We start from the raw sequence: 17947 nt of genomic DNA on the forward strand, positions 1-17947 counted from the left end.
GATAACCAATCCGTATTAACCATCTGACGAAAGCGCTGCGGCGCTGCCGGATGCAAGCCCACGGGCGGAATTTTTCAGGGGTACTCATGTTCGCAATCATCGGCCTGGTCGTGCTGCTCGCCATGGTGTTCGGCGGCTTCATCTTCACCGGCGGCGACATCGGCCCTGTCCTTCACGCCCTGCCGCACGAAATGATCATCATCGGCGGCGCGGCCGTCGGCGCGCTCATCATCGGCAATTCGGGCGCGGACCTGAAGGCGCTGGGTGGCGGGCTGGCCAAGGTGTTCAAGGGGCCGAAATACAAGAAGCAGGATTTTCTCGACTGCATCTTCCTCGTCTCGCGCCTGATGAAGACGCTGCGGGTGGAAGGTCCGGTGGCGCTGGAACCGCATATCGAGGACCCCGCCAGTTCCACCATCTTTTCCGAATATCCGCGCCTGATGGCTGACAAGACGCTGATCCACCTGATCAGCGATACGCTGCGTCTGGTGGTCGTCTCCTCCGGCACGCTCGATCCCCATGCGGTTGAGGAAGTCATGGATAATGCGCTCAAGACGCACCATCATGAAGCGCTGAAGCCCGCCGACAATCTGCAAGGGCTGGCGGATGCGCTTCCCGCGCTCGGCATCGTCGCGGCGGTTCTGGGCGTGGTGAAGACCATGGGCTCGATCGACCAGCCGCCCGCGGTGCTGGGCGGCATGATCGGTTCGGCGCTGGTCGGCACCTTCCTGGGCGTGCTGCTCGCCTATGGCATGGTCAATCCCTTCGCCAACCGCTGCCGCGCGGTGATCGAGGCGGACGGGTCCATGTATCATGTCGTGAAGCAGATCATCATCGCCTCGCTGCACGGCCATCCGCAGCCGCTGGTGATCGAAGCGGCGCGCTCCAGCCTCACCCACGCGAATCAGCCGGCCTTTGCCGAAGTGTTCGACGGCATGCGGGGCAAATAAGCCATGGCGGAAAAGAAACGCGGCGGGAACGAGCCTGAACCACGGCCTATCATCGTCAAGAAGATCATCGTCGATGGCCATGGCGGCCATCATGGCGGCGCGTGGAAGGTCGCCTATGCCGACTTCGTGACGGCGATGATGGCCTTCTTCCTGCTGATGTGGCTGCTGGGCGCGACCACGGAAAAGCAGCGAAAGGGCCTGGCCGACTATTTCACGCCGACGCTGGTGGAATTGAAGATGGCTTCGGCCGGTTCAAGCGGCCTGTTCGGCGGCGACTCCATGGTTAGCAAGGAAAATTATCCGACCACCGGCGGCCAGGGCAATCTCGCCATCACCATCCCGCGTGACGCGACCGGGACCAAGGATCAGGGCGGCAAGGCCACGCGCGCCGCAGACCGCGCCAAGTTCGAAGCGGTGAAGAAGGAACTGGAGGCGCGCATGGCCCGCAAGAAGGGCCTCGACAAGCTGCGCCGCAACGTCCGCTTCACCGAAACGCGCGAGGGGCTGCGCATCGACCTGATCGACGAAGCCAATTTCGCCATGTTCGCCATGGGCACCGATCGCCTGCTGCCCGAGGCCCGCGCCTTGGTCAGCGAAGTGGCGGGCGTCGTGCGCGGCATGCCCAATCCGCTGATCGTGCGCGGCCATACCGACGGCCTGCCCTATAGCGCGGGTCAGAGCATGAACAACTGGATGCTCTCCTCCGCCCGCGCGGAAGCCACGCGCAAGACGCTGGCGGCGAGCGGCATCGGCAACGACCGCTTCGCCCGCATAGAAGGCGTCGCCGACCGCGAACCCTTCGCCAAGGGCAATGTCTACGATCCGCGCAACCGGCGCATGTCGATCATCCTGGGCTGGACCCATGGCGGCGGTTCCGGCACGGACGATGAGGCGCTGGACGAGGAGACCAAGGCGGCCATCCGCGAACGGGACGATCCGAAGACGGTGGCGCGAACCGAAGCCACCAAGATCGACATGGGCGGCACGGGCCTTCCCTCCGGCGTGGAACTGATCAACCCGGCAGCGGCGGGAACGTCGAGCAAGCCGGGCAAGCATTGATGATTTTTCGGAGGGCGCAGGGCAAGCGCTGACGGGAGGGGGCCATTCCCCTCCACCGCCTTGCGGCGGTCCCCCTCCCCATCGTTGATGGGGGGATTTTATGATGCGGGCAGCACCAGGCTTGCTTCCAGTCCGCCGCCGGGCCGGTTCGCGAGTTTCAGCGCGCCGCCATGCTCCGCCATGATCGCGCGCACCAGCGCGAGGCCAAGGCCTGCGCCGCCGGTCTCGCGGTTGCGCGAGCCTTCCATGCGGGTGAAGGGCTCCATCATCTCCTCCATCCGGTCTTCGGCGATCCCCGGCCCATCGTCGGCAACGGCCAGCCGGATCGCGCCATCTTCCCGCACCACCGACACATGCGCGCGGTCGCCATAGACGATCGCATTTTCGATGAGGTTGCGCAGCGCCCGGCGAATCTGCTGGGGTCGCACCGACGCCACGGCGCGATCGCTGTCGGCCATGGTGGCGGGCGAGCCAAGTTCGACAAAATCCTCAACCACCGCATCGGCCAGCGCGGCAAGATCGACCTTCTGCGCCGCCTCGGTGCTCCGCCCGGCGCGCGCCAGCGAGAGGATATCCTCCAGCATCCGGTTCATCTCGTCGATGGTTTGCGACATGCGGGCCCGTTCGCCTTCATCCTCCACCGATTCGGCGCGCACCCGCAGCGACGCGAGCGGCGTGCGCAGGTCATGGCCGATCGCGCCGAGCATCCGGTCCTTCTCGTCCAGCATGGCGAAGATGCGGCTGCGCATTGCGTTGAAAGCGGTGGTCAGTTGCCGCACGTCGCCGGGCCCGCGCTCCTCCACCGGGTCAGCCGATCCGGTACGCGCGAACTGTTGCGCCGACCGCGTCAACTGGCCCAGCGGTCTCGCGAGCCGCCGCCCGACCCACAATAGTGGCAGCAGCACGATGGCATAAAGGATCAGCGTCTGCCATATCAGCCATCCGCCAAAGCGCGGCGGCCGGTCGCCCATGCGCGACTGAGTGACCACCCATTTGCCGGGCGCATATTCCGCCGCCATCGTCAGCCGCGCGACTCGCGGGCCGTCACGCAGATCGCCCATCGCGCGCATCCGCACCCGTTCCCAGCGGCGCAGCGGCATGGCGTGGTCCTGCTCGACCACCTGTACCGATCGCACAGGCAACCCGACATCGGCGAACATCACCATGGCACGGCGTTCCACATCCGGCCGATGCTCGCCCGTCAGGACCGGCGCCCTGTCAAGGAAGCGCGCGCGCGGCGGGCGGTCGCGCTCAGGCGGCTCGCCCCGGCTGTCCAGCGCATCGACGATGCGATAGACGCCCGGCGCGGTCTGCGCCGTCAGCGTCAACCGGTTACGCTCCCGCAGCAGCAGGCCGAAGTTGATCGCCTGCGCCACGAACAGCGCGATCGCAACCAGAATGATGATCTGGCCGACAAGGCTTTGCGGCCAGAGGCGGAGACGCTTCACAGCTTCCTCACATCAGCGGACAGCGTATAGCCGCCGCCCCATACGGTCTTGATCAGCGTCGGATTCTTGGGATCGGGCTCGATCTTCTTGCGCAGGCGGCTGATCTGATTGTCGATCGCCCGGTCGAAGGCATTGGCCTCACGCCCCTGGGTGATGTCGAGCAACTGGTCCCGGCTCAGCACCTGATTGGGCCGCGTGGCAAAGGCGAGCATGAGATTATATTCCGCCGTGGACAGCGGCAGCGCCACGCCTTCCTGATCCACCAGCACCCGCTCCTGCGTCTTCAAAAGCCAGCCCGCAAAGGCGTAGGTCGATCCGTCCGGGGCCGTCACCCGCTGGCCGCCGGTCGCCACGCGGCGGAAGATGACCTTTATGCGCGCCACCAGTTCGCGCGGCGAAAAGGGTTTCAGCACATAATCGTCCGCCCCCATCTCCAGCCCGACGATGCGGTCGGTCTCCTCCGACCTGGCGGTCAGCAGGATGACGGGAATCTCGCTCGTCTCACGGATATGGCGGCAGAGCGACAGCCCGTCCTCCCCCGGCATCATGATGTCGAGGATCACGAGGTCGATCGCATTGGCGTTGAGCCGCACCCGCGCCTCCGCGGCGCTTTCGACGGCGGTCACGCGAAAGCCGTTGCGCGAGAGATATTGCGCCAGCGGTTCGCGGATCGAACGCTCATCGTCGACGAGCAGCAGGTGGGGTTTTTCACTCATGGGGGATATCTGTCATGACTATCTGCGGGTTGGAAGGGTGAAGGACGCCGCCTTCACCCTTCCCCGGCTGTCAGTTCTTCGGCGCGGCGTCCGCACCACGGCGGGCCTGCCATTCACTGCGCATCGCGGCGCGGGCGGCCTTCATCTCGTCAGCGGTGACGAAGCCGTCCTTGTTGCTGTCGGCCTTGTCGAACATGGCGAGCGGCCCGGCCAGGAATTCGGCCCGCGTCAGCGCGCCGTCCTTCATCGCCTCGCCGCGGCCGGGGCCGCCGAACATCATGCCGCCGCCACGGCCATGATGGCCGCCGCGCCCGAAGCGCTTGCCTTCACTATTCCGGCTATCACCATCGCGCCGGTCGAACCGCGCCTGATGCCCGGCGGTGAACTCGGCCTTGCTGATCTGGCCATTGCGGTCGGTGTCCAGCGCCGCAAAGCGCTGGTCAAGCCGCGCCTGACGGCTGATTTCCCGGTCTTCCTTCGTCAGCTTGCCGTCGCGATTGGCGTCCATCTTCACGAAGCGCGCGTCGATAGCGGCGGTCAGTTCAGCCTTGCTGATCTTGCCGTCCTTGTTCGTGTCGGCCATTGCCATCATGCCGCCATGGCGGCCGACAGGGCCACCGGGGCCCGGCTGCGCCAGGGCCATGTGCGAAGCCGCGAGACCGCCGACGAACAGCGATCCAACCGCGACCGTGCCAAAAAATTTGCGGATCATTTTCTTCTCTTCCTCATAAAGGGTGTGACGAACGGCCATCGCCGTTCCTGAAACCCCTTATGAGCAAGACTTGTCCCGCAAACTTGTCATGTCACGGCGGAAATTGTCGTAATTTGTAACGCGCATGATGATGGAATGAAGGGGGGCGCGCATCACCCCTCCCCTGCCATTCTCCCGTCAGCCGTCCCGCCGTCCCAGCAGCCGCAGGCGCAGCGCGTTGAGCTTGATGAAGCCTGCCGCGTCGCGCTGATCATAGGCGCCCGCGTCATCCTCGAACGTCACCACCTTTTCGCTGTAGAGCGAATAAGGCGATTTGCGCCCGACGACCTGCACGCCGCCCTTGTAGAGTTTCAGCCGGACGGTGCCGGTCACCTTTTCCTGGCTGTGGTCGATCGCTGCCTGGAGCATCTCGCGTTCGGGCGAGAACCAGAAGCCGTTATAGATGAGTTCGGCGTAGCGGGGCGCGAGTTCGTCCTTCAGATGCGCGGCGCCACGGTCCAGCGTCAACTGCTCGATGCCACGGTGGGCCAGATGATAGATGGTGCCGCCCGGCGTTTCATACATGCCGCGCGACTTCATGCCGACGAAGCGGTTCTCGACCAGATCGAGACGGCCGATGCCATGCTTGCGGCCATATTCGTTCAGCGTTTCGAGCAGCGTCGCCGGACTCATGCCCTCGCCATTAATCGCCACGCCATCGCCGCGCTCGAAATCGATAGTGATATATTCCGGCGCGTCGGGCGCATCCTCCGGGTTGACGGTGCGCGAATAGACATAGTCGGGCACTTCTTCCCACGGATCTTCCAGCACCTTGCCCTCGGACGAGGTGTGCAGCATGTTCGCGTCGGTCGAAAACGGGCTTTCGCCGCGCTTGTCCCGCGGGATCGGGATCTGGTGCTGCTCGGCGAATTCGATCAGCCTGGTGCGGCTGGTAAGGTCCCATTCCCGCCACGGCGCGATCACCTTGATATCGGGCTGGAGCGCGTAATAGCCCAGTTCAAAGCGGACCTGGTCATTGCCCTTGCCCGTCGCGCCATGGCTGACGGCGTCAGCGCCGACCTGCCGCGCAATCTCGATCTGCCGCTTGGCGATCAGCGGGCGCGCGATCGAGGTGCCCAGCAGATACAGACCCTCATAAAGGGCATTGCCGCGCATCATCGGGAAAACATAGTCCCTGACGAACTCTTCGCGCAGATCGTCGATGAAGATATGTTCGTCGCGCACGCCCATCAGCTTGGCCTTTTGCCGCGCAGGCTCCAGTTCCTCGCCCTGTCCCAGGTCGGCGGTGAAGGTCACCACTTCGCAACCATAGGTCTGCTGCAACCATTTCAGGATCACGCTGGTGTCGAGCCCTCCCGAGAAGGCCAGGACAATGCGGTTGATCTTATCGGACATGGTGGAGCGGCCTTCCTTCAAACTGGCGCGAAATTACCGGCGCGCCGGTATCAGGGGTCGGCCCTGAGTGCAACCGAATCGAAGGCGAATGCGCATGCGGAGGGGCGACGGCAATCGCCATCGCCCCTTTCCTGGGTGATCGAACAGCTTAGCGCGTCTGCGGCCTGAAGCTCATCCGGCGGCTGCGATCGCCACCCATGCGATAGACGGTCTGCATCTGCGGTTCGGTATGGATGGTCTGCGGCGGGACCGGAGCGATTTGCGCTGGCCTGTGCATATTTGCCCTGTTTTCCTGCTGGGCAAGAAGGAACCGCGCCCGGCGCATGCGATTGTGACGGGTGCGGAAGGGATTTTCCGCGCTTGGCGGAGCGGCCACCATGGCGGCGAGATCGCCATGAGCGGTGGCCGATGGCATCGGCTGGGCGAGCGGAGACCGGACGGCGGGTGCCGCGGGTGCCACGACAGGCTCCGGCGCATGGAGCGGCAGGTCCGCTTCGGGCTCGCTCACTGCTGCACGGCGGCGGCGCATGAAGGCGGCCGCGCCCAAACCCAGCAACAAGAGCGCGCCCGCGCCAAGCGCGGCGGGAAGCGTCCAATCGGTCGTGACGGCGCTTTCTTCCGCCACGCGATCGGTGGCAGCGGGGGGCACTACAGCAGGAGCCGGTTCGGCTGCGCTTACGCTGCGGACAGGTACAGTGGTGGCGGGCGCAGGCGCAGGCGGTGTCGCGCGCTGCTCGGCCACGGGAGCAGCGGCGGGCGTTTGAACCGGCGTGGCGCGGCTGACCCGGCTTTCACGCGTAGCGGCTGGGGCTGGAGCGCTCTCGGCCGCTTCCTGTTCGGCAGCGGCGCGGGCCGCGGCGATTCGCTCCTCGACCGGAGCGGTCGGCTGCACCATCGGCTGGGCCTCCGCCGGGGCGGGCACGGGCGCGACCGGGGGCGGCACGATCACCGCCGCTGGCGGAGGCGCAACTGGAGCAGGCGCTTCCTGCGCAAAGGCATAAGTGGAACCAAGGGCCAGAACAGCGGCAATCGCGGAGCCAGCGGGGCGAATTTTCTGAATATATCCTCTCATAGTGCAAGAAGAACTCTCATCCCGATCAATTTAGCACATGAGAACCTTCAGATTTTGGACCAGATGATCCTTTAGGCCGGTGAACCGTTCTTCATTAAGTCGATGTGAACAGATATTCATCGTGAACCCATAGAAAAGGCGCGATCTATTCCTTGCCATCATCGCCAGAGTCCTGGGGATCACGCTTGCTCTGTTCAAGCTGATTGGATTGGCGCTTTGCCTCGCGCTGCTCAAGCTCGCGCTCGCTTTTGGTGCGGCCGAACTTGGCGCGGTTCGCCTGCGCCGTGCGTTCCTTTTCGGCGCGGGCTTTTGCCTTGCGAGCCTGCCGCAGATTGATGACCTCGCCCATCCTGCCTCCTTAAAGCCGATGCGCCGCCTTCCATGGAAACAAGCGAATCAGATAATTGGACCGAGGTAACCGGAGCCTGACCCTTCCGCCAGATGGTGATCCGCAAGCGCCTCGCCGCTATCGCTGGCCGCGCGGCACAAAGCGGTCTAAGAGCGCCCTCGCCCATGTCCTCGCCCCCATCCCGTTCTGCGCCCTCCTCCGAACCGATGGCGCTTTATGTGCATTGGCCATTTTGCGTTTCGAAATGTCCTTATTGCGACTTTAACAGCCATGTCCGGGCGGAGATCGATAACGCTGCGTGGCGCGATGCGCTGCTGAGCGACCTCGCCCATGAGGCAGCGCTGAACGAAAGGCGGGTTCTGGGGTCCATCTTCTTTGGCGGAGGGACACCTTCGCTAATGCCGCCCGCGATCGTGAGCGCGCTGATCGATGCGGCGGCGCGCCGCTGGACGCTGGCGCCCGGAATAGAGATCACGCTGGAGGCGAACCCCAGTTCGGTGGAGGCAGCGCGTTTCGCAGACCTTGCCGCCGCGGGGGTGAACCGCGTGTCGCTGGGGCTGCAATCGCTGGAGGACGAGGCGCTGCATTTCCTCGGCCGGGCGCATGATGTGCGGGAGGGGTTGGCGGCGCTGGACGTAGCGCAATCCGTGTTCGATCGCGTCAATTTCGACCTCATCTATGCGCGGCCGGGACAGAGCGAGACGGATTGGGAAGCGGAACTGGCGCGCGGCCTGTCTCTGGGCACCGGGCACCTGTCGCTCTACCAGCTCACGATTGAGCCGGGGACGCGATTTGCAACGCTGGCGGCGCAGGGCAAGCTGACGCCCGCCGATCCCGACCATGGTGCGACGCTCTATGAGATGACGCAGGCGATGACGCAGGCTGCGGGCCTTCCCGCCTATGAGATCAGCAATCATGCGCGGCCGGGCGAGGAGAGCCGCCATAACCTCACTTATTGGCGCTATGGCGATTATGCGGGCATCGGCCCCGGTGCGCATGGCAGGCGGGCGGGCATGGCGACGCTGCGGCACAGGAAACCGGAAAACTGGATCAGCGCGGTGAGCCGCAACGGCCATGGGTTGCAGAGCGAAGAGGTGCTGGACGCCGCCAGCAAGGGGCGCGAGGCGCTGCTGATGGGCCTGCGCCTCGCCGAAGGGGTCGATCTCGACCGGATCGCGCGGCTGGCGGAACGGCAGGTCGAACAGTTGGTGGATGAAGGCGCGATCGCCCGGCTGGCGGCGCTGGGCCTGCTCCGCCGGGAAGGCCCCCGGCTGCGCGTGACGCCTGCCGGGATGCTGTTGCTGGATGCGATCCTGCCCGAAATCGTCACAGTCTGACGATCGCGGGCGAGAGAATCAGTTGGCGGAGGCGACGCCGCCTTCGGACAGAAGCTGCTGAAGCTCGCCAGCCTCATACATTTCCATCATGATGTCGCTGCCGCCGACAAATTCACCCTTCACATAAAGCTGGGGGATGGTCGGCCAGTCGGAAAAGCTCTTGATCCCCTGACGGATCAGCTGGTCCTGGAGAACGTCGACGGTTTCATAGGCGACGCCCAGATGATCGAGGATGGCGATGGCGCGGCTGGAAAAGCCGCATTGCGGGAACAGGGGCGTTCCCTTCATGAACAGCACCACATCATTGCTGTTCACGATGTCGGCGATCCGCTGGTGGACGGCGTCGGTCATGGGTCGATCCATTCTTGTCACGCGCCGGTCCAGCCGGACGCTCATGAAAATATAGGGCGTTAGTTGGGAACGGCCGTAGTCAGTTGCAAGGCGTGGAGCACGCCCCCCATCCGCCCGCCCAGCGCCGCATAGACGGCGCGCTGCTGGGCAACGCGGCTCATGCCCCGGAAGCTTTCCGCCACGACGCGCGCCGCATAATGATCGCCGTCACCGGCAAGGTCGGTGATTTCGACCTCCGCATCCGGGATGGCGGCCCGGATCATGTCGGCGATTTCGTCAGCGGCCATCGGCATCGCGGAAGGCTCCTGCTGCTTTACTGCGCTTCGATGAACTGGCGGCGGGCGGCGACCTGCTTTTCCTCAAGCGCGGCGCGCACGTCCGCTTCGACGATGTCGAGCCCGGCCTGGGTCATGTCGCCCAGCAGCTTGCGGATCACGTCCTCGTCGCCCGCTTCCTCGAAATCGGCCTGCACCACCGCCTTGGCATAGGCGTCGGTTTCTTCCGGCGTCAGCCCCATTTTGGCGGCGGCCCATTCGCCCAGCAGCCGGTTGCGCCGCGCCTGGATGCGGAACTGCATCTCCTGATCATGGGCGAACATGTTTTCAAAGGCTTTTTCACGGTCATCGAAAGTCGTCATGCTGTGCCCTGCAAGAATGAGGATAAACTAAAGAGCGAAATAGGAAGCTCGCGGCGCTTAGGCAACGGCGGGAACGAGCCAGGGCCGTTCCCCGGCCGCCCTGGCTTCATAGGCGCCGATCGTGTCCGCCTGACCCAAGGTGAGGCCGATTTCATCCAGCCCGCCCAGCAGGCAATGCTTGCGGAAGGGATCGATTTCGAACTGAAAACGATCCTGAAACTGCGTCGTCACCGTCTGCTGCTCCAGATCGACATGGATGGGGTCGGTCTGCGCCACCTCCATCAGCCGGTCGATCGCTTCCTGCGGCAGGACCACGGTCAGGATGCCGTTCTTGAAGGCGTTGCCGGAGAAAATGTCCGAAAAGCTGGGCGCGATCACGACCTTGATGCCCAGGTCAGCCAGCGCCCAGGCGGCATGTTCGCGGCTGGACCCGCAACCGAAATTATCGCCCGCGATCAGGATCGGGCTGCCTGCATATTCCGGGTCGTCGAACACATTGCCCGGTTCCTTGCGCAGCACCTCGAACGCGCCCTTGCCAAGGCCGGAGCGCGAGATGGTCTTGAGCCAATGCGCAGGGATGACGATGTCGGTGTCGACATTCTTCATCCCGAACGGATAGGCGCGGCCTTCAACGACAGTCAGCTTGTCCATCAGTGCGCCTGCCCCGCCTGCTGGTCCGCCCGGTCTTCCGCGCGCCCCAGACTTGCGGCCATGGCGGCGCTGGCCAGCGCGCCCAGCGCCAGCAGCCAGAATACCTTCTTCATGCGACCACCTCTCCCCTCTTTTCTTCCAGCAGTTCCCGCACGTCGGTCAGATGTCCGGTGATGGCGGCGGCGGCGGCCATGGCGGGCGAGACGAGATGCGTCCGCGATCCGGGCCCCTGCCGCCCCATGAAGTTGCGATTGCTGGTCGAGGCGCAGCGTTCGCCCGCGGGCACCTTGTCCGGGTTCATGCCAAGGCATGCGGAGCAGCCCGGCTCGCGCCATTCGAACCCGGCCTCGGTAAAGACGCGGTCCAGCCCTTCGGCCTCCGCCTGCTGCTTGACCAGTCCCGATCCGGGAACGACCAGCGCCTGCTTGATGCCGCTGGCGATATGCTTGCCCTTGAGCAGGGCGGCGGCGGCGCGCAGATCCTCGATCCGGCTGTTGGTGCAACTGCCGATGAAGATATGCTCGACCGTCACATCCTCCATCCGCTGCCCGGCGGTGAGGCCCATATAGTCGAGCGACTTCTGCGCGGCGGCCCGCTTGGACGCGTCGGCGAAGCTTTCCGGGTCAGGCACGACGCCGGTGACCGGCACCACATCTTCGGGGCTGGTGCCCCAGGTGACGTTGGGCACGATATCGGCCGCGTCGATGACGATGCTCTTGTCGAAGACGGCGCCCTCATCGGTGTGCAGCGTCTTCCAATAGGCGACGGCGGCATCCCATGCAGCGCCCTTGGGAGCGAGCGGACGGCCCTTGAGATAGGAGAAGGTCTTTTCATCCGGCGCGAACAGACCAGAGCGCGCGCCCGCCTCGATCGACATATTCGCGACGGTCAGCCGCCCCTCGATCGACATATCGCGGAAGACGGAGCCGCGATATTCCATGACATAGCCGGTGCCCCCCGCCGTACCGATGCGGCCGCAGATGGCGAGCGCCACATCCTTGGGCGTGACGCCGAAGCCCAGTTCGCCTTCGACCACGACTTCCATCGTCTTCGACTGTTTCAGCAGCAGCGTCTGGGTGGCGAGCACATGCTCCACCTCCGACGTGCCGATGCCGAATGCCAGCGCGCCCAGCGCGCCATGCGAACTGGTGTGGCTGTCGCCGCAGACCAGCGTGGTGCCCGGCAGGGTAAAGCCCTGTTCGGGACCTACGACATGGACGATGCCCTGTTCCAGGTCCGCGTCGCCGATGAGGCGCACGCCGAATTCAGGCGCGTTCCTTTCCAGCGCCGCAAGCTGCTGCGCGCTTTCGGGATCGGCGATCGGGATACGATTGCCCTGCGCATCGCGGCGCGGCGTCGTGGGCAGATTATGATCCGGCACCGCGAGCGTCAGGTCGGGACGGCGCACCTTGCGCCCGGCAAGGCGAAGGCCTTCGAACGCCTGGGGACTCGTCACCTCATGAACGAGGTGGCGATCGATATAGATGAGGCAGGTTCCATCCGGGCGGCGTTCAACGACATGCGCGTCCCAGATCTTTTCATACAGCGTGCGGGGCTTGACCATAACAACATCCCCCTAGACCCAGAGCGGGCCGGGCGGAAGAGGCAATATTGCTGTGACGGCTGCCCCTGCGCGTCATAGCAGCCAGAAGCCCGCCGCCCGGAATAGCGGCAGCGGGCTTCTGTCACCGGCAAGGGGGCAATCAGCGCAGGCGGCCGAGCCGATGATAGAGATTGGCGAACTTCACCGATTCCGGCGTATCCTTCACCTTCTGCATATAATCGGCCACCGCCGCCTTGAGCAGCGAGAAATCCTCGGTCGAGAAGACCGCGCGCGTCCGTGCAGGTTCAGTCATTTCGTCCTCCTTCTTTCGTGCTTCATGCCGCGAACTGGTTCATGGTGTTGTGCGCGCCGCCCGCCTTGAGCGCCGCTTCGCCAGCGAAATATTCCTTATGGTCATCGCCAAGGTCGCTGCCCGCCATATTCTGATGCTTCACGCAGGCGATGCCCTGTCGGATTTCCTTGCGCTGGACGCCTTCGACATAGCCCAGCATTCCCGCTTCGCCGAAATATTCGCGGGCGAGATTGTCCGTGCTGAGCGCCGCCGTGTGGTAGGTCGGCAGGGTGATGAGGTGATGGAAGATGCCAGCGCGCGCTGACGCGTCCCGTTGGAAGGTACGGATCTTCTCATCGGCTTCCCGCCCCAGGTCGGTCGCGTCATAATCCGCGCTCATCAGCTTCGCGCGATCATAGGCGCTGACGTCCCGGCCCTCCGCCTGCCAGCGGTCGAAAACCTGCTGACGGAAATTCAGCGTCCAGTTGAAGCTGGGCGAATTATTATAGACCAGCTTGGCGTCGGGGATGACCGCGCGGATGCGGTCCACCATGCCGGCGATCTGGTCGATATGCGGTTTTTCCGTTTCGATCCACAGCAGGTCGGCCCCATTTTGCAGCGAGGCGATGCAGTCCAGGACAACCCGGTCCTCGCCAGTGCCGCTGCGGAACTGGTAGAGGTTGGACGGCAGGCGTTTGGGGCGGAACAGCTTGCCGCCGCGCGCCAGCACGACATCGCCGCGCAGGCTGGAAAGGTCGGTCACCTCCTCGACATCGAGGAAGCTGTTATACTGGTCGCCCAGATCACCTTCCTCGCGGCTGTAAGCGATCTGCTTGGTGAGCCCAGCGCCCAGCGAGTCGGTGCGCGCGACGATGATGCCGTCATCGACCCCAAGTTCAAGGAAGGCGTAGCGGACCGCGCGGATCTTCGCCAGGAAATCCTCGTGCGGGACGGTGACCTTGCCGTCCTGATGGCCGCACTGCTTTTCGTCCGAGACCTGATTTTCGATCTGGATGCAGCAGGCGCCCGCCTCGATGAACTTCTTCGCGAGCAGATAGGTCGCCTCCGCATTGCCGAAGCCCGCGTCTATGTCAGCGATGATGGGCACTATGTGCGTTTCATACTGGTCGATCGCATTGGCAAGGCGCTGGACCTCGACGTCGTTGCCGTCCTCCCGCGCCTTGTCGAGATCGCGGAACATCATGCCCAGTTCGCGGGCGTCGGCCTGACGCAGGAAGGTGTAAAGCTCCTCGATCAGCGCGGGCACGCTGGTCTTTTCATGCATCGACTGATCGGGCAGCGGCCCAAATTCGCTGCGCAGCGCGGCGACCATCCAGCCCGACAAATAGAGATATCTGCCCTTCGTCGTGCCGAAATGCTTCTTGATGCTGATCATCTTCTGCTGGCCGATGAAGCCGTGCCAGCAGCCCAGCGACTGGGTGTAGTTGGCGGGATCGGCATCATAGGCCGCCATGTCGCGGCGCATGATGGCGGCGGTATAGCGCGCGATGTCGAGCCCGGTGCGGAAGCGGTTTTGCAGGCGCATGCGCGCGACCGGCTCGGCGGCGATGCCCTGCCAATGCGCCTGTCCGCCGATGATGCCGTCCGCCTTCGCGATTTCCTGTATGTAGGTCATGGTCCCTCATTCCCTGATTGGATGGAATGGGCGTAACGCCTCCTTTCCCGCGGCGTCAGGGTGCGTGAGGTTCAGTTGTGGAACTTTACAAGCATACTGTGTAAAGTTGTACAGCTTTGCACAGGAACGGTGGGACATGGCCAAGGACAGACCCGTTTACATGGGACCGCGCCTGCGGAGGCTGCGGCGCGAACTGGGACTGACTCAGGCGGACATGGCGGCTGACCTGGAAATATCCCCTTCCTATGTCGCGCTGCTGGAGCGGAACCAGCGGCCTCTGACCGCCGATATGCTGCTGCGGCTGGCGCGCACCTATCGCATGGACATGAGCGAACTGGCAGGGGATGGTGGTGCCGAGCAGACGGCGCGGCTGCAAGCGGCGCTGAAGGAGCCGATGTTCGCCGATATCGACCTGCCCGCGCTGGCGATGCAGGATGTGGCGGTCAACTATCCCGGCTTTGCCGAAGCGCTGCTGCGGCTGCACACCGCCTATCGCGAGGAGCAGCTGACCCTGGCGGATCGCGGCGGCGTGGCGAGCGGCGATGCGGCCGCGCCCGATCCGGTGGCCGAAGCGCGGCGCTTCATCGCGGCGCGGCGCAACAGCTTCCCGCTGCTGGACGATGCGGGCGAGAGGCTGGCGGCGGAAGTCGCCCAGGCCGGGGGCATGCCCCAATGGCTCAAGACGAGGCATGGGCTGCGGGTCAGGCGGCTGCCTTCGGAGGTGATGGCGGGATCGATGCGCCGCCTGGACCGGCATCGCGACGCGGTGCTGATCGACGACACGCTGGACGAGGCAAGCGGCAACTTTCAACTGGCGCAGCAGGTCGCCTATCTGGAGATGCGGGGCGAGATCGATGCACTGTTGAAAGAGGGGCAGTTCGTCAGCGATGGCGGGCGGCGGCTCACGCGGCGCGCGCTGGCGAGCTATGGCGCGGCGGCCATCCTTATGCCCTATGCCGCCTTCGCCAAGGCGGTGGAGGCGCGGCGCTACGATGTGGAAGCGCTGGCGCGGCAGTTCGGCGCGAGTTTCGAGCAGGTGGCGCACCGCCTGACCAGCCTGCAAAAACCGGGGCAGGAGCGCGTGCCCTTCTTCTTCCTGAGGGTCGATCCGGCGGGCAATATCAGCAAGCTGCTGGACGGCGCGGGTTTTCCCTTTGCGCGGCATGGCGGTTCATGCCCCCTCTGGTCGGTGCACCAACTGTTCGGCCGCCCGCGCGAGGTGGTGACGCAATGGCTGGAGCTGCCCGATGGCCAGCGCTTCTTCTCGATCGCGCGCACGGTGAGCGCAGGCGGCGGCGGATGGGGCATGCCGCGCGTCGAACGGGCGGTGGCGCTGCTGTGCGCTGCCGAACATGCGCACCGGCTGATCTATGCGCAGGGCCTGCCGCCGTCCGAGCCCACGCCGGTGGGGGTGACGTGCCGCCTGTGCCACCGCAGCCGGTGCCTCGCACGGTCCGCGCCGCCCATCGGACGCGACCTGCTGCCCGAGGATTTCCGTCGCGGCCATGCGCCCTTCGGCTTTTCGGACGGATAAGACCAATACATTTTTTGCGCTGTAAGGCCCTTTCCAAGGCAGGGAAAAATCGCTGATTCCTGCGGGAAAAGGGTAGCCTTGGAACGTGGCATGCACATTTCAAGACTGGTGCAAGATTGCCACAGCCATTTGTGCAAATGCATTAAGATCTTGTTTCTTCGCCTTTACGGGACGCCGGAAACGACTCTAAACCGCGCCCGTTCGTGGGAAAACGAACTCAGGAGGAGAACCCACTATGAAAAAGCTCATCGCTTCCGCGCTGCTGCTCGCCAGCGTCACCGCCCCTGCCATGGCGCAGGACGCCGTCCCCTTTTCGGGCCCCTATATCGGTGGCGTCGTCGGTCTCGACCATTTCGACTTCAATGCCGACGATCATGACAGCGGCCTGCTCTATGGCGGCGTGATCGGTTATGACATCAACGTCAACGGCGCCGTGTTCGGTCTCGAAGGCGAATATTCCGACTCCGACGTGAAGGAAGGCCTCGCCCGCACGGACCGCGACCTGTACGCAGGCGTCCGCGTCGGCGGCGAAGTCGTCCCCAACGTGCTGCTGTACGCCAAGGGCGGCTACACCAACGCGCGTCTGGAAAGCCGCGTGGATGACGACAGCGTCAAGCTGGACGGCTACCGTCTGGGCGCAGGCGTGGAAACCACCATCCAGGGTTTCATCGCTCGCGCCGAATATCGCTATTCGAGCTATGAGCGCATTGCCGGCACCAAGCCGGAGCGCCATCAGGCTGCCCTGATCCTGGGCTACCGCTTCTGATCGGAAGCCTAGCGCTTTGAAAAAGGAAGGGGCGTCCTCATCGGCGCCCCTTTTTTGTGCGTGGATCAGTCGCCGATCAGGTCGAGATAGGCGATCACGTCATTGTCGGTGGCAAGGAACAGGCCGTCCTGCACATCCTCCGGCTGCTGAGCGGCGATGCGCATCGCCTCGTCGAGAGAGCCGTAGAATAATGTGGTGGCGGCGCCGCCTTCCTGAGCATCGCTGAGATGATAGAGGCGGACGGTCGCCGATCCGTAGGTGGTGTGCATGGGGCCGAGCTATAGCATGGCGACGGGAATTGGCATTGCCTTACCTGAGGTTCCGAGCAGGCTGACACAGGCACGGCCTGCTTATTGCAGAAGAATGGGCTTTAGACTGCCTGCTTGCAGCAGGCGCTCAGGACAGGCTTCGACAAGCTCAGCCCGAACGGGGAGAGGTGGTGCCGATTACGGCGTGATGCCGAAAAGGGAATGGTGAGGCAAGTGACTGGTTCAGGCGGTCCGAACCGGGCGGACATCCAGCCGGACGCCCCTCAGCGCCGATCCGAAACCTTGATGCCGCTGGCCAGCTTATTGGGACCGATCCGCACCGCATCATCGGTGAAGTTGGCAACGAAGCTGCTGTTGCGGTCCAGACCCGGCACGAAGGAGGCGCTGTTGTTCAGGATCGACAGGCCCGCGCTGTCATTCTCCCGCCCTTCCGGCGCAACGGTGATGAAGGCGCTGTGATTATCCTTGTCCTTACCCTGCACCATTTCATTGCGGCTGATCTCTCCGCTCGCGCCGTTGGACAGGTCGATCATATAGTTGGTGAGGTGGCCGCCGCTGTCGTCGAAGCTGTTGTCGGTGATGGTGACGCGGGGCGTGCGGGTTTTCAGATAATGGCCGCCATCGCCCTGGTCGAAGCGCGATCGCGTCACCTTCAGGCTGCCATAGCGGCCGATATAGACGCCGTGGGCGCAGTCCAGGTCGCGGTCGCACCGGCCAAGATGGCGGAAGGTCGAACGGTCGATGGTGACGCTGGCCTGCGGGCCGTCGCCGCTCAATATGCCTTGCTCGCTGTTGCGGAACAGGCTGTTGGTGACGGTGAGATTGCCGTTTTCCAGCCGGATGCCAGCGCCATTGCCATCTGGCACGCGCAGATTCTGGAAGACGATGCCGTCGACGACGCTGGCCCGGCCGCGCAGGACGAGCGCCGCCTTGCCCTCGCATGGTACGCCATCGAGGATCACGGTGCCGGGCGTCCGCGCGCGGAAGGTGACTTCGCCCGCTTCCTGCACGGCACACTGCGCATAGGTGCCGGGCGCGATCAGCACGGTTCCCCTACCCCCGCCGATCGCCGCGACCGCTTCCCCAAGCGAGGCATAGCCCCTGCCGCTTTCCTCGATAGTGAAGGGCGTCGGCCTGCCTTGCGCAAGAGCGGTGGCGCCAGCGGCGGCGAAGACGAGCAGGGTCGTGGAGAGGATACGCATGAGGGATGGCATAGGCCCCTGAACTGGC

General features: G+C 64.5%; 20 protein-coding genes. 5 read left to right on the top strand and 15 right to left on the bottom strand.

Translation table 11 applies throughout. From position 1 onward, the window contains the following. The first annotated feature begins 86 nt into the window (after positions 1-86). Both motA and L288_RS27290 read left to right on the top strand, forming a co-directional pair. On the top strand, positions 87-950 hold the full coding sequence (gene motA, locus L288_RS27285) for a flagellar motor stator protein MotA (protein WP_021237334.1): 864 nt from the start codon (positions 87-89) through the stop codon (positions 948-950). A 3-nt stretch (positions 951-953) separates the two neighbouring features. Next, positions 954-2009: a flagellar motor protein MotB gene (locus L288_RS27290; protein ID WP_021237335.1), complete on the top strand. Its 1056-nt coding sequence runs from the start codon at positions 954-956 to the stop codon at positions 2007-2009. 98 nt (positions 2010-2107) lie between these two features. On the opposite strand, the gene L288_RS27295 is transcribed toward L288_RS27290, so the two are convergent. The 6 genes from L288_RS27295 to L288_RS27320 all read right to left on the bottom strand — a co-directional run bounded on the left by L288_RS27295 (position 2108) and on the right by L288_RS27320 (position 7701). Beyond that, entirely contained in the window at positions 2108-3457 is a 1350-nt protein-coding gene (locus L288_RS27295) for a sensor histidine kinase (RefSeq protein WP_021237336.1), read from the bottom strand. Continuing rightward, on the bottom strand, positions 3454-4173 hold the full coding sequence (locus L288_RS27300) for a response regulator (RefSeq protein WP_021237337.1): 720 nt from the start codon (positions 4171-4173) through the stop codon (positions 3454-3456). The genes L288_RS27295 and L288_RS27300 overlap by 4 nt, the downstream gene beginning before the upstream one ends. Positions 4174-4243: 70 nt before the next feature. Beyond that, on the bottom strand, positions 4244-4885 hold the full coding sequence (locus L288_RS27305; protein ID WP_031304034.1) for an EF-hand domain-containing protein: 642 nt from the start codon (positions 4883-4885) through the stop codon (positions 4244-4246). A gap of 177 nt (positions 4886-5062) precedes the next feature. Then, positions 5063-6280 (bottom strand): argininosuccinate synthase, encoded by a 1218-nt coding sequence (locus L288_RS27310; protein ID WP_021237339.1) that lies wholly within the window; start codon positions 6278-6280, stop codon positions 5063-5065. A gap of 148 nt (positions 6281-6428) precedes the next feature. Next, positions 6429-7352: a hypothetical protein gene (locus L288_RS27315; RefSeq protein ID WP_152522045.1), complete on the bottom strand. Its 924-nt coding sequence runs from the start codon at positions 7350-7352 to the stop codon at positions 6429-6431. Between the two features lie 145 nt (positions 7353-7497). Next, positions 7498-7701, bottom strand: coding sequence for a DUF4169 family protein (locus tag L288_RS27320; RefSeq protein ID WP_021237341.1), 204 nt, complete (start codon positions 7699-7701; stop codon positions 7498-7500). 164 nt (positions 7702-7865) lie between these two features. On the opposite strand from L288_RS27320, the gene hemW reads away from it, so the two are divergent. Continuing rightward, the gene (gene hemW / locus L288_RS27325; RefSeq protein WP_031304035.1) at positions 7866-9038 is read left to right on the top strand and encodes a radical SAM family heme chaperone HemW; all 1173 of its coding nucleotides are present in this window, start codon (positions 7866-7868) and stop codon (positions 9036-9038) included. Between the two features lie 18 nt (positions 9039-9056). On the opposite strand, the gene grxD is transcribed toward hemW, so the two are convergent. The 7 genes from grxD to L288_RS27355 form a co-directional block, all read right to left on the bottom strand. Further along, positions 9057-9389 (bottom strand): Grx4 family monothiol glutaredoxin, encoded by a 333-nt coding sequence (gene grxD, locus L288_RS27330; RefSeq protein ID WP_021237343.1) that lies wholly within the window; start codon positions 9387-9389, stop codon positions 9057-9059. A 59-nt stretch (positions 9390-9448) separates the two neighbouring features. Continuing rightward, positions 9449-9682, bottom strand: a complete 234-nt coding sequence (locus tag L288_RS27335; RefSeq protein WP_021237344.1) for a BolA/IbaG family iron-sulfur metabolism protein — start codon at positions 9680-9682, stop codon at positions 9449-9451. Positions 9683-9702: 20 nt separating this feature from the next. Beyond that, entirely contained in the window at positions 9703-10026 is a 324-nt protein-coding gene (locus tag L288_RS27340; protein WP_021237345.1) for a DUF1476 domain-containing protein, read from the bottom strand. Positions 10027-10083: 57 nt separating this feature from the next. Further along, complete coding sequence (gene leuD / locus L288_RS27345; protein WP_021237346.1) at positions 10084-10677, bottom strand: 3-isopropylmalate dehydratase small subunit; 594 nt, start codon at positions 10675-10677, stop codon at positions 10084-10086. A gap of 109 nt (positions 10678-10786) precedes the next feature. Beyond that, the gene (leuC, locus tag L288_RS27350; protein WP_021237348.1) at positions 10787-12241 is read right to left on the bottom strand and encodes a 3-isopropylmalate dehydratase large subunit; all 1455 of its coding nucleotides are present in this window, start codon (positions 12239-12241) and stop codon (positions 10787-10789) included. A 139-nt stretch (positions 12242-12380) separates the two neighbouring features. Beyond that, positions 12381-12533, bottom strand: a complete 153-nt coding sequence (locus L288_RS43600; protein WP_021237349.1) for a hypothetical protein — start codon at positions 12531-12533, stop codon at positions 12381-12383. A gap of 22 nt (positions 12534-12555) precedes the next feature. Then, positions 12556-14148, bottom strand: a complete 1593-nt coding sequence (locus tag L288_RS27355; protein ID WP_021237350.1) for an isocitrate lyase — start codon at positions 14146-14148, stop codon at positions 12556-12558. Positions 14149-14284: 136 nt separating this feature from the next. Here L288_RS27355 and L288_RS27360 point away from each other — a divergent pair, with 136 nt between their 5' ends. Both L288_RS27360 and L288_RS27365 read left to right on the top strand, forming a co-directional pair. Next, complete coding sequence (locus L288_RS27360; RefSeq protein ID WP_021237351.1) at positions 14285-15682, top strand: helix-turn-helix domain-containing protein; 1398 nt, start codon at positions 14285-14287, stop codon at positions 15680-15682. 235 nt (positions 15683-15917) lie between these two features. Beyond that, a complete protein-coding gene (locus L288_RS27365; protein WP_021237352.1) occupies positions 15918-16448 on the top strand; it encodes a porin family protein in 531 nt (176 codons plus the stop codon). Between the two features lie 65 nt (positions 16449-16513). On the opposite strand, the gene L288_RS27370 is transcribed toward L288_RS27365, so the two are convergent. Both L288_RS27370 and L288_RS27375 read right to left on the bottom strand, forming a co-directional pair. After that, the gene (locus tag L288_RS27370; RefSeq protein ID WP_021237353.1) at positions 16514-16717 is read right to left on the bottom strand and encodes a hypothetical protein; all 204 of its coding nucleotides are present in this window, start codon (positions 16715-16717) and stop codon (positions 16514-16516) included. Between the two features lie 263 nt (positions 16718-16980). Beyond that, positions 16981-17919 carry a right-handed parallel beta-helix repeat-containing protein gene (locus L288_RS27375; RefSeq protein ID WP_021237354.1) on the bottom strand — a complete coding sequence of 313 codons (939 nt, stop codon included), beginning with the start codon at positions 17917-17919 and terminating at the stop codon, positions 16981-16983. Positions 17920-17947 lie beyond the last annotated feature (28 nt).

The sequence above is a fragment of the Sphingobium quisquiliarum P25 genome (assembly GCF_000445065.1).
Lineage (GTDB): Bacteria > Pseudomonadota > Alphaproteobacteria > Sphingomonadales > Sphingomonadaceae > Sphingobium > Sphingobium quisquiliarum.

Bases quoted from the DNA above. Each gene is read 5' to 3' on its own strand.
- motA (WP_021237334.1), top strand. From the start codon at position 87: ATGTTCGCAATCATCGGCCTGGTCGTGCTGCTCGCCATGGTGTTCGGC.
- L288_RS27290 (WP_021237335.1), top strand. From the start codon at position 954: ATGGCGGAAAAGAAACGCGGCGGGAACGAGCCTGAACCACGGCCTATC.
- L288_RS27300 (WP_021237337.1), bottom strand. From the start codon at position 4,173: ATGAGTGAAAAACCCCACCTGCTGCTCGTCGACGATGAGCGTTCGATC.
- L288_RS27305 (WP_031304034.1), bottom strand. From the start codon at position 4,885: ATGATCCGCAAATTTTTTGGCACGGTCGCGGTTGGATCGCTGTTCGTC.
- L288_RS27310 (WP_021237339.1), bottom strand. From the start codon at position 6,280: ATGTCCGATAAGATCAACCGCATTGTCCTGGCCTTCTCGGGAGGGCTC.
- L288_RS27315 (WP_152522045.1), bottom strand. From the start codon at position 7,352: ATGAGAGGATATATTCAGAAAATTCGCCCCGCTGGCTCCGCGATTGCC.
- L288_RS27320 (WP_021237341.1), bottom strand. From the start codon at position 7,701: ATGGGCGAGGTCATCAATCTGCGGCAGGCTCGCAAGGCAAAAGCCCGC.
- hemW (WP_031304035.1), top strand. From the start codon at position 7,866: ATGTCCTCGCCCCCATCCCGTTCTGCGCCCTCCTCCGAACCGATGGCG.
- grxD (WP_021237343.1), bottom strand. From the start codon at position 9,389: ATGACCGACGCCGTCCACCAGCGGATCGCCGACATCGTGAACAGCAAT.
- L288_RS27335 (WP_021237344.1), bottom strand. From the start codon at position 9,682: ATGCCGATGGCCGCTGACGAAATCGCCGACATGATCCGGGCCGCCATC.
- L288_RS27340 (WP_021237345.1), bottom strand. From the start codon at position 10,026: ATGACGACTTTCGATGACCGTGAAAAAGCCTTTGAAAACATGTTCGCC.
- leuD (WP_021237346.1), bottom strand. From the start codon at position 10,677: ATGGACAAGCTGACTGTCGTTGAAGGCCGCGCCTATCCGTTCGGGATG.
- leuC (WP_021237348.1), bottom strand. From the start codon at position 12,241: ATGGTCAAGCCCCGCACGCTGTATGAAAAGATCTGGGACGCGCATGTC.
- L288_RS43600 (WP_021237349.1), bottom strand. From the start codon at position 12,533: ATGACTGAACCTGCACGGACGCGCGCGGTCTTCTCGACCGAGGATTTC.
- L288_RS27355 (WP_021237350.1), bottom strand. From the start codon at position 14,148: ATGACCTACATACAGGAAATCGCGAAGGCGGACGGCATCATCGGCGGA.
- L288_RS27360 (WP_021237351.1), top strand. From the start codon at position 14,285: ATGGCCAAGGACAGACCCGTTTACATGGGACCGCGCCTGCGGAGGCTG.
- L288_RS27365 (WP_021237352.1), top strand. From the start codon at position 15,918: ATGAAAAAGCTCATCGCTTCCGCGCTGCTGCTCGCCAGCGTCACCGCC.
- L288_RS27370 (WP_021237353.1), bottom strand. From the start codon at position 16,717: ATGCACACCACCTACGGATCGGCGACCGTCCGCCTCTATCATCTCAGC.
- L288_RS27375 (WP_021237354.1), bottom strand. From the start codon at position 17,919: ATGCGTATCCTCTCCACGACCCTGCTCGTCTTCGCCGCCGCTGGCGCC.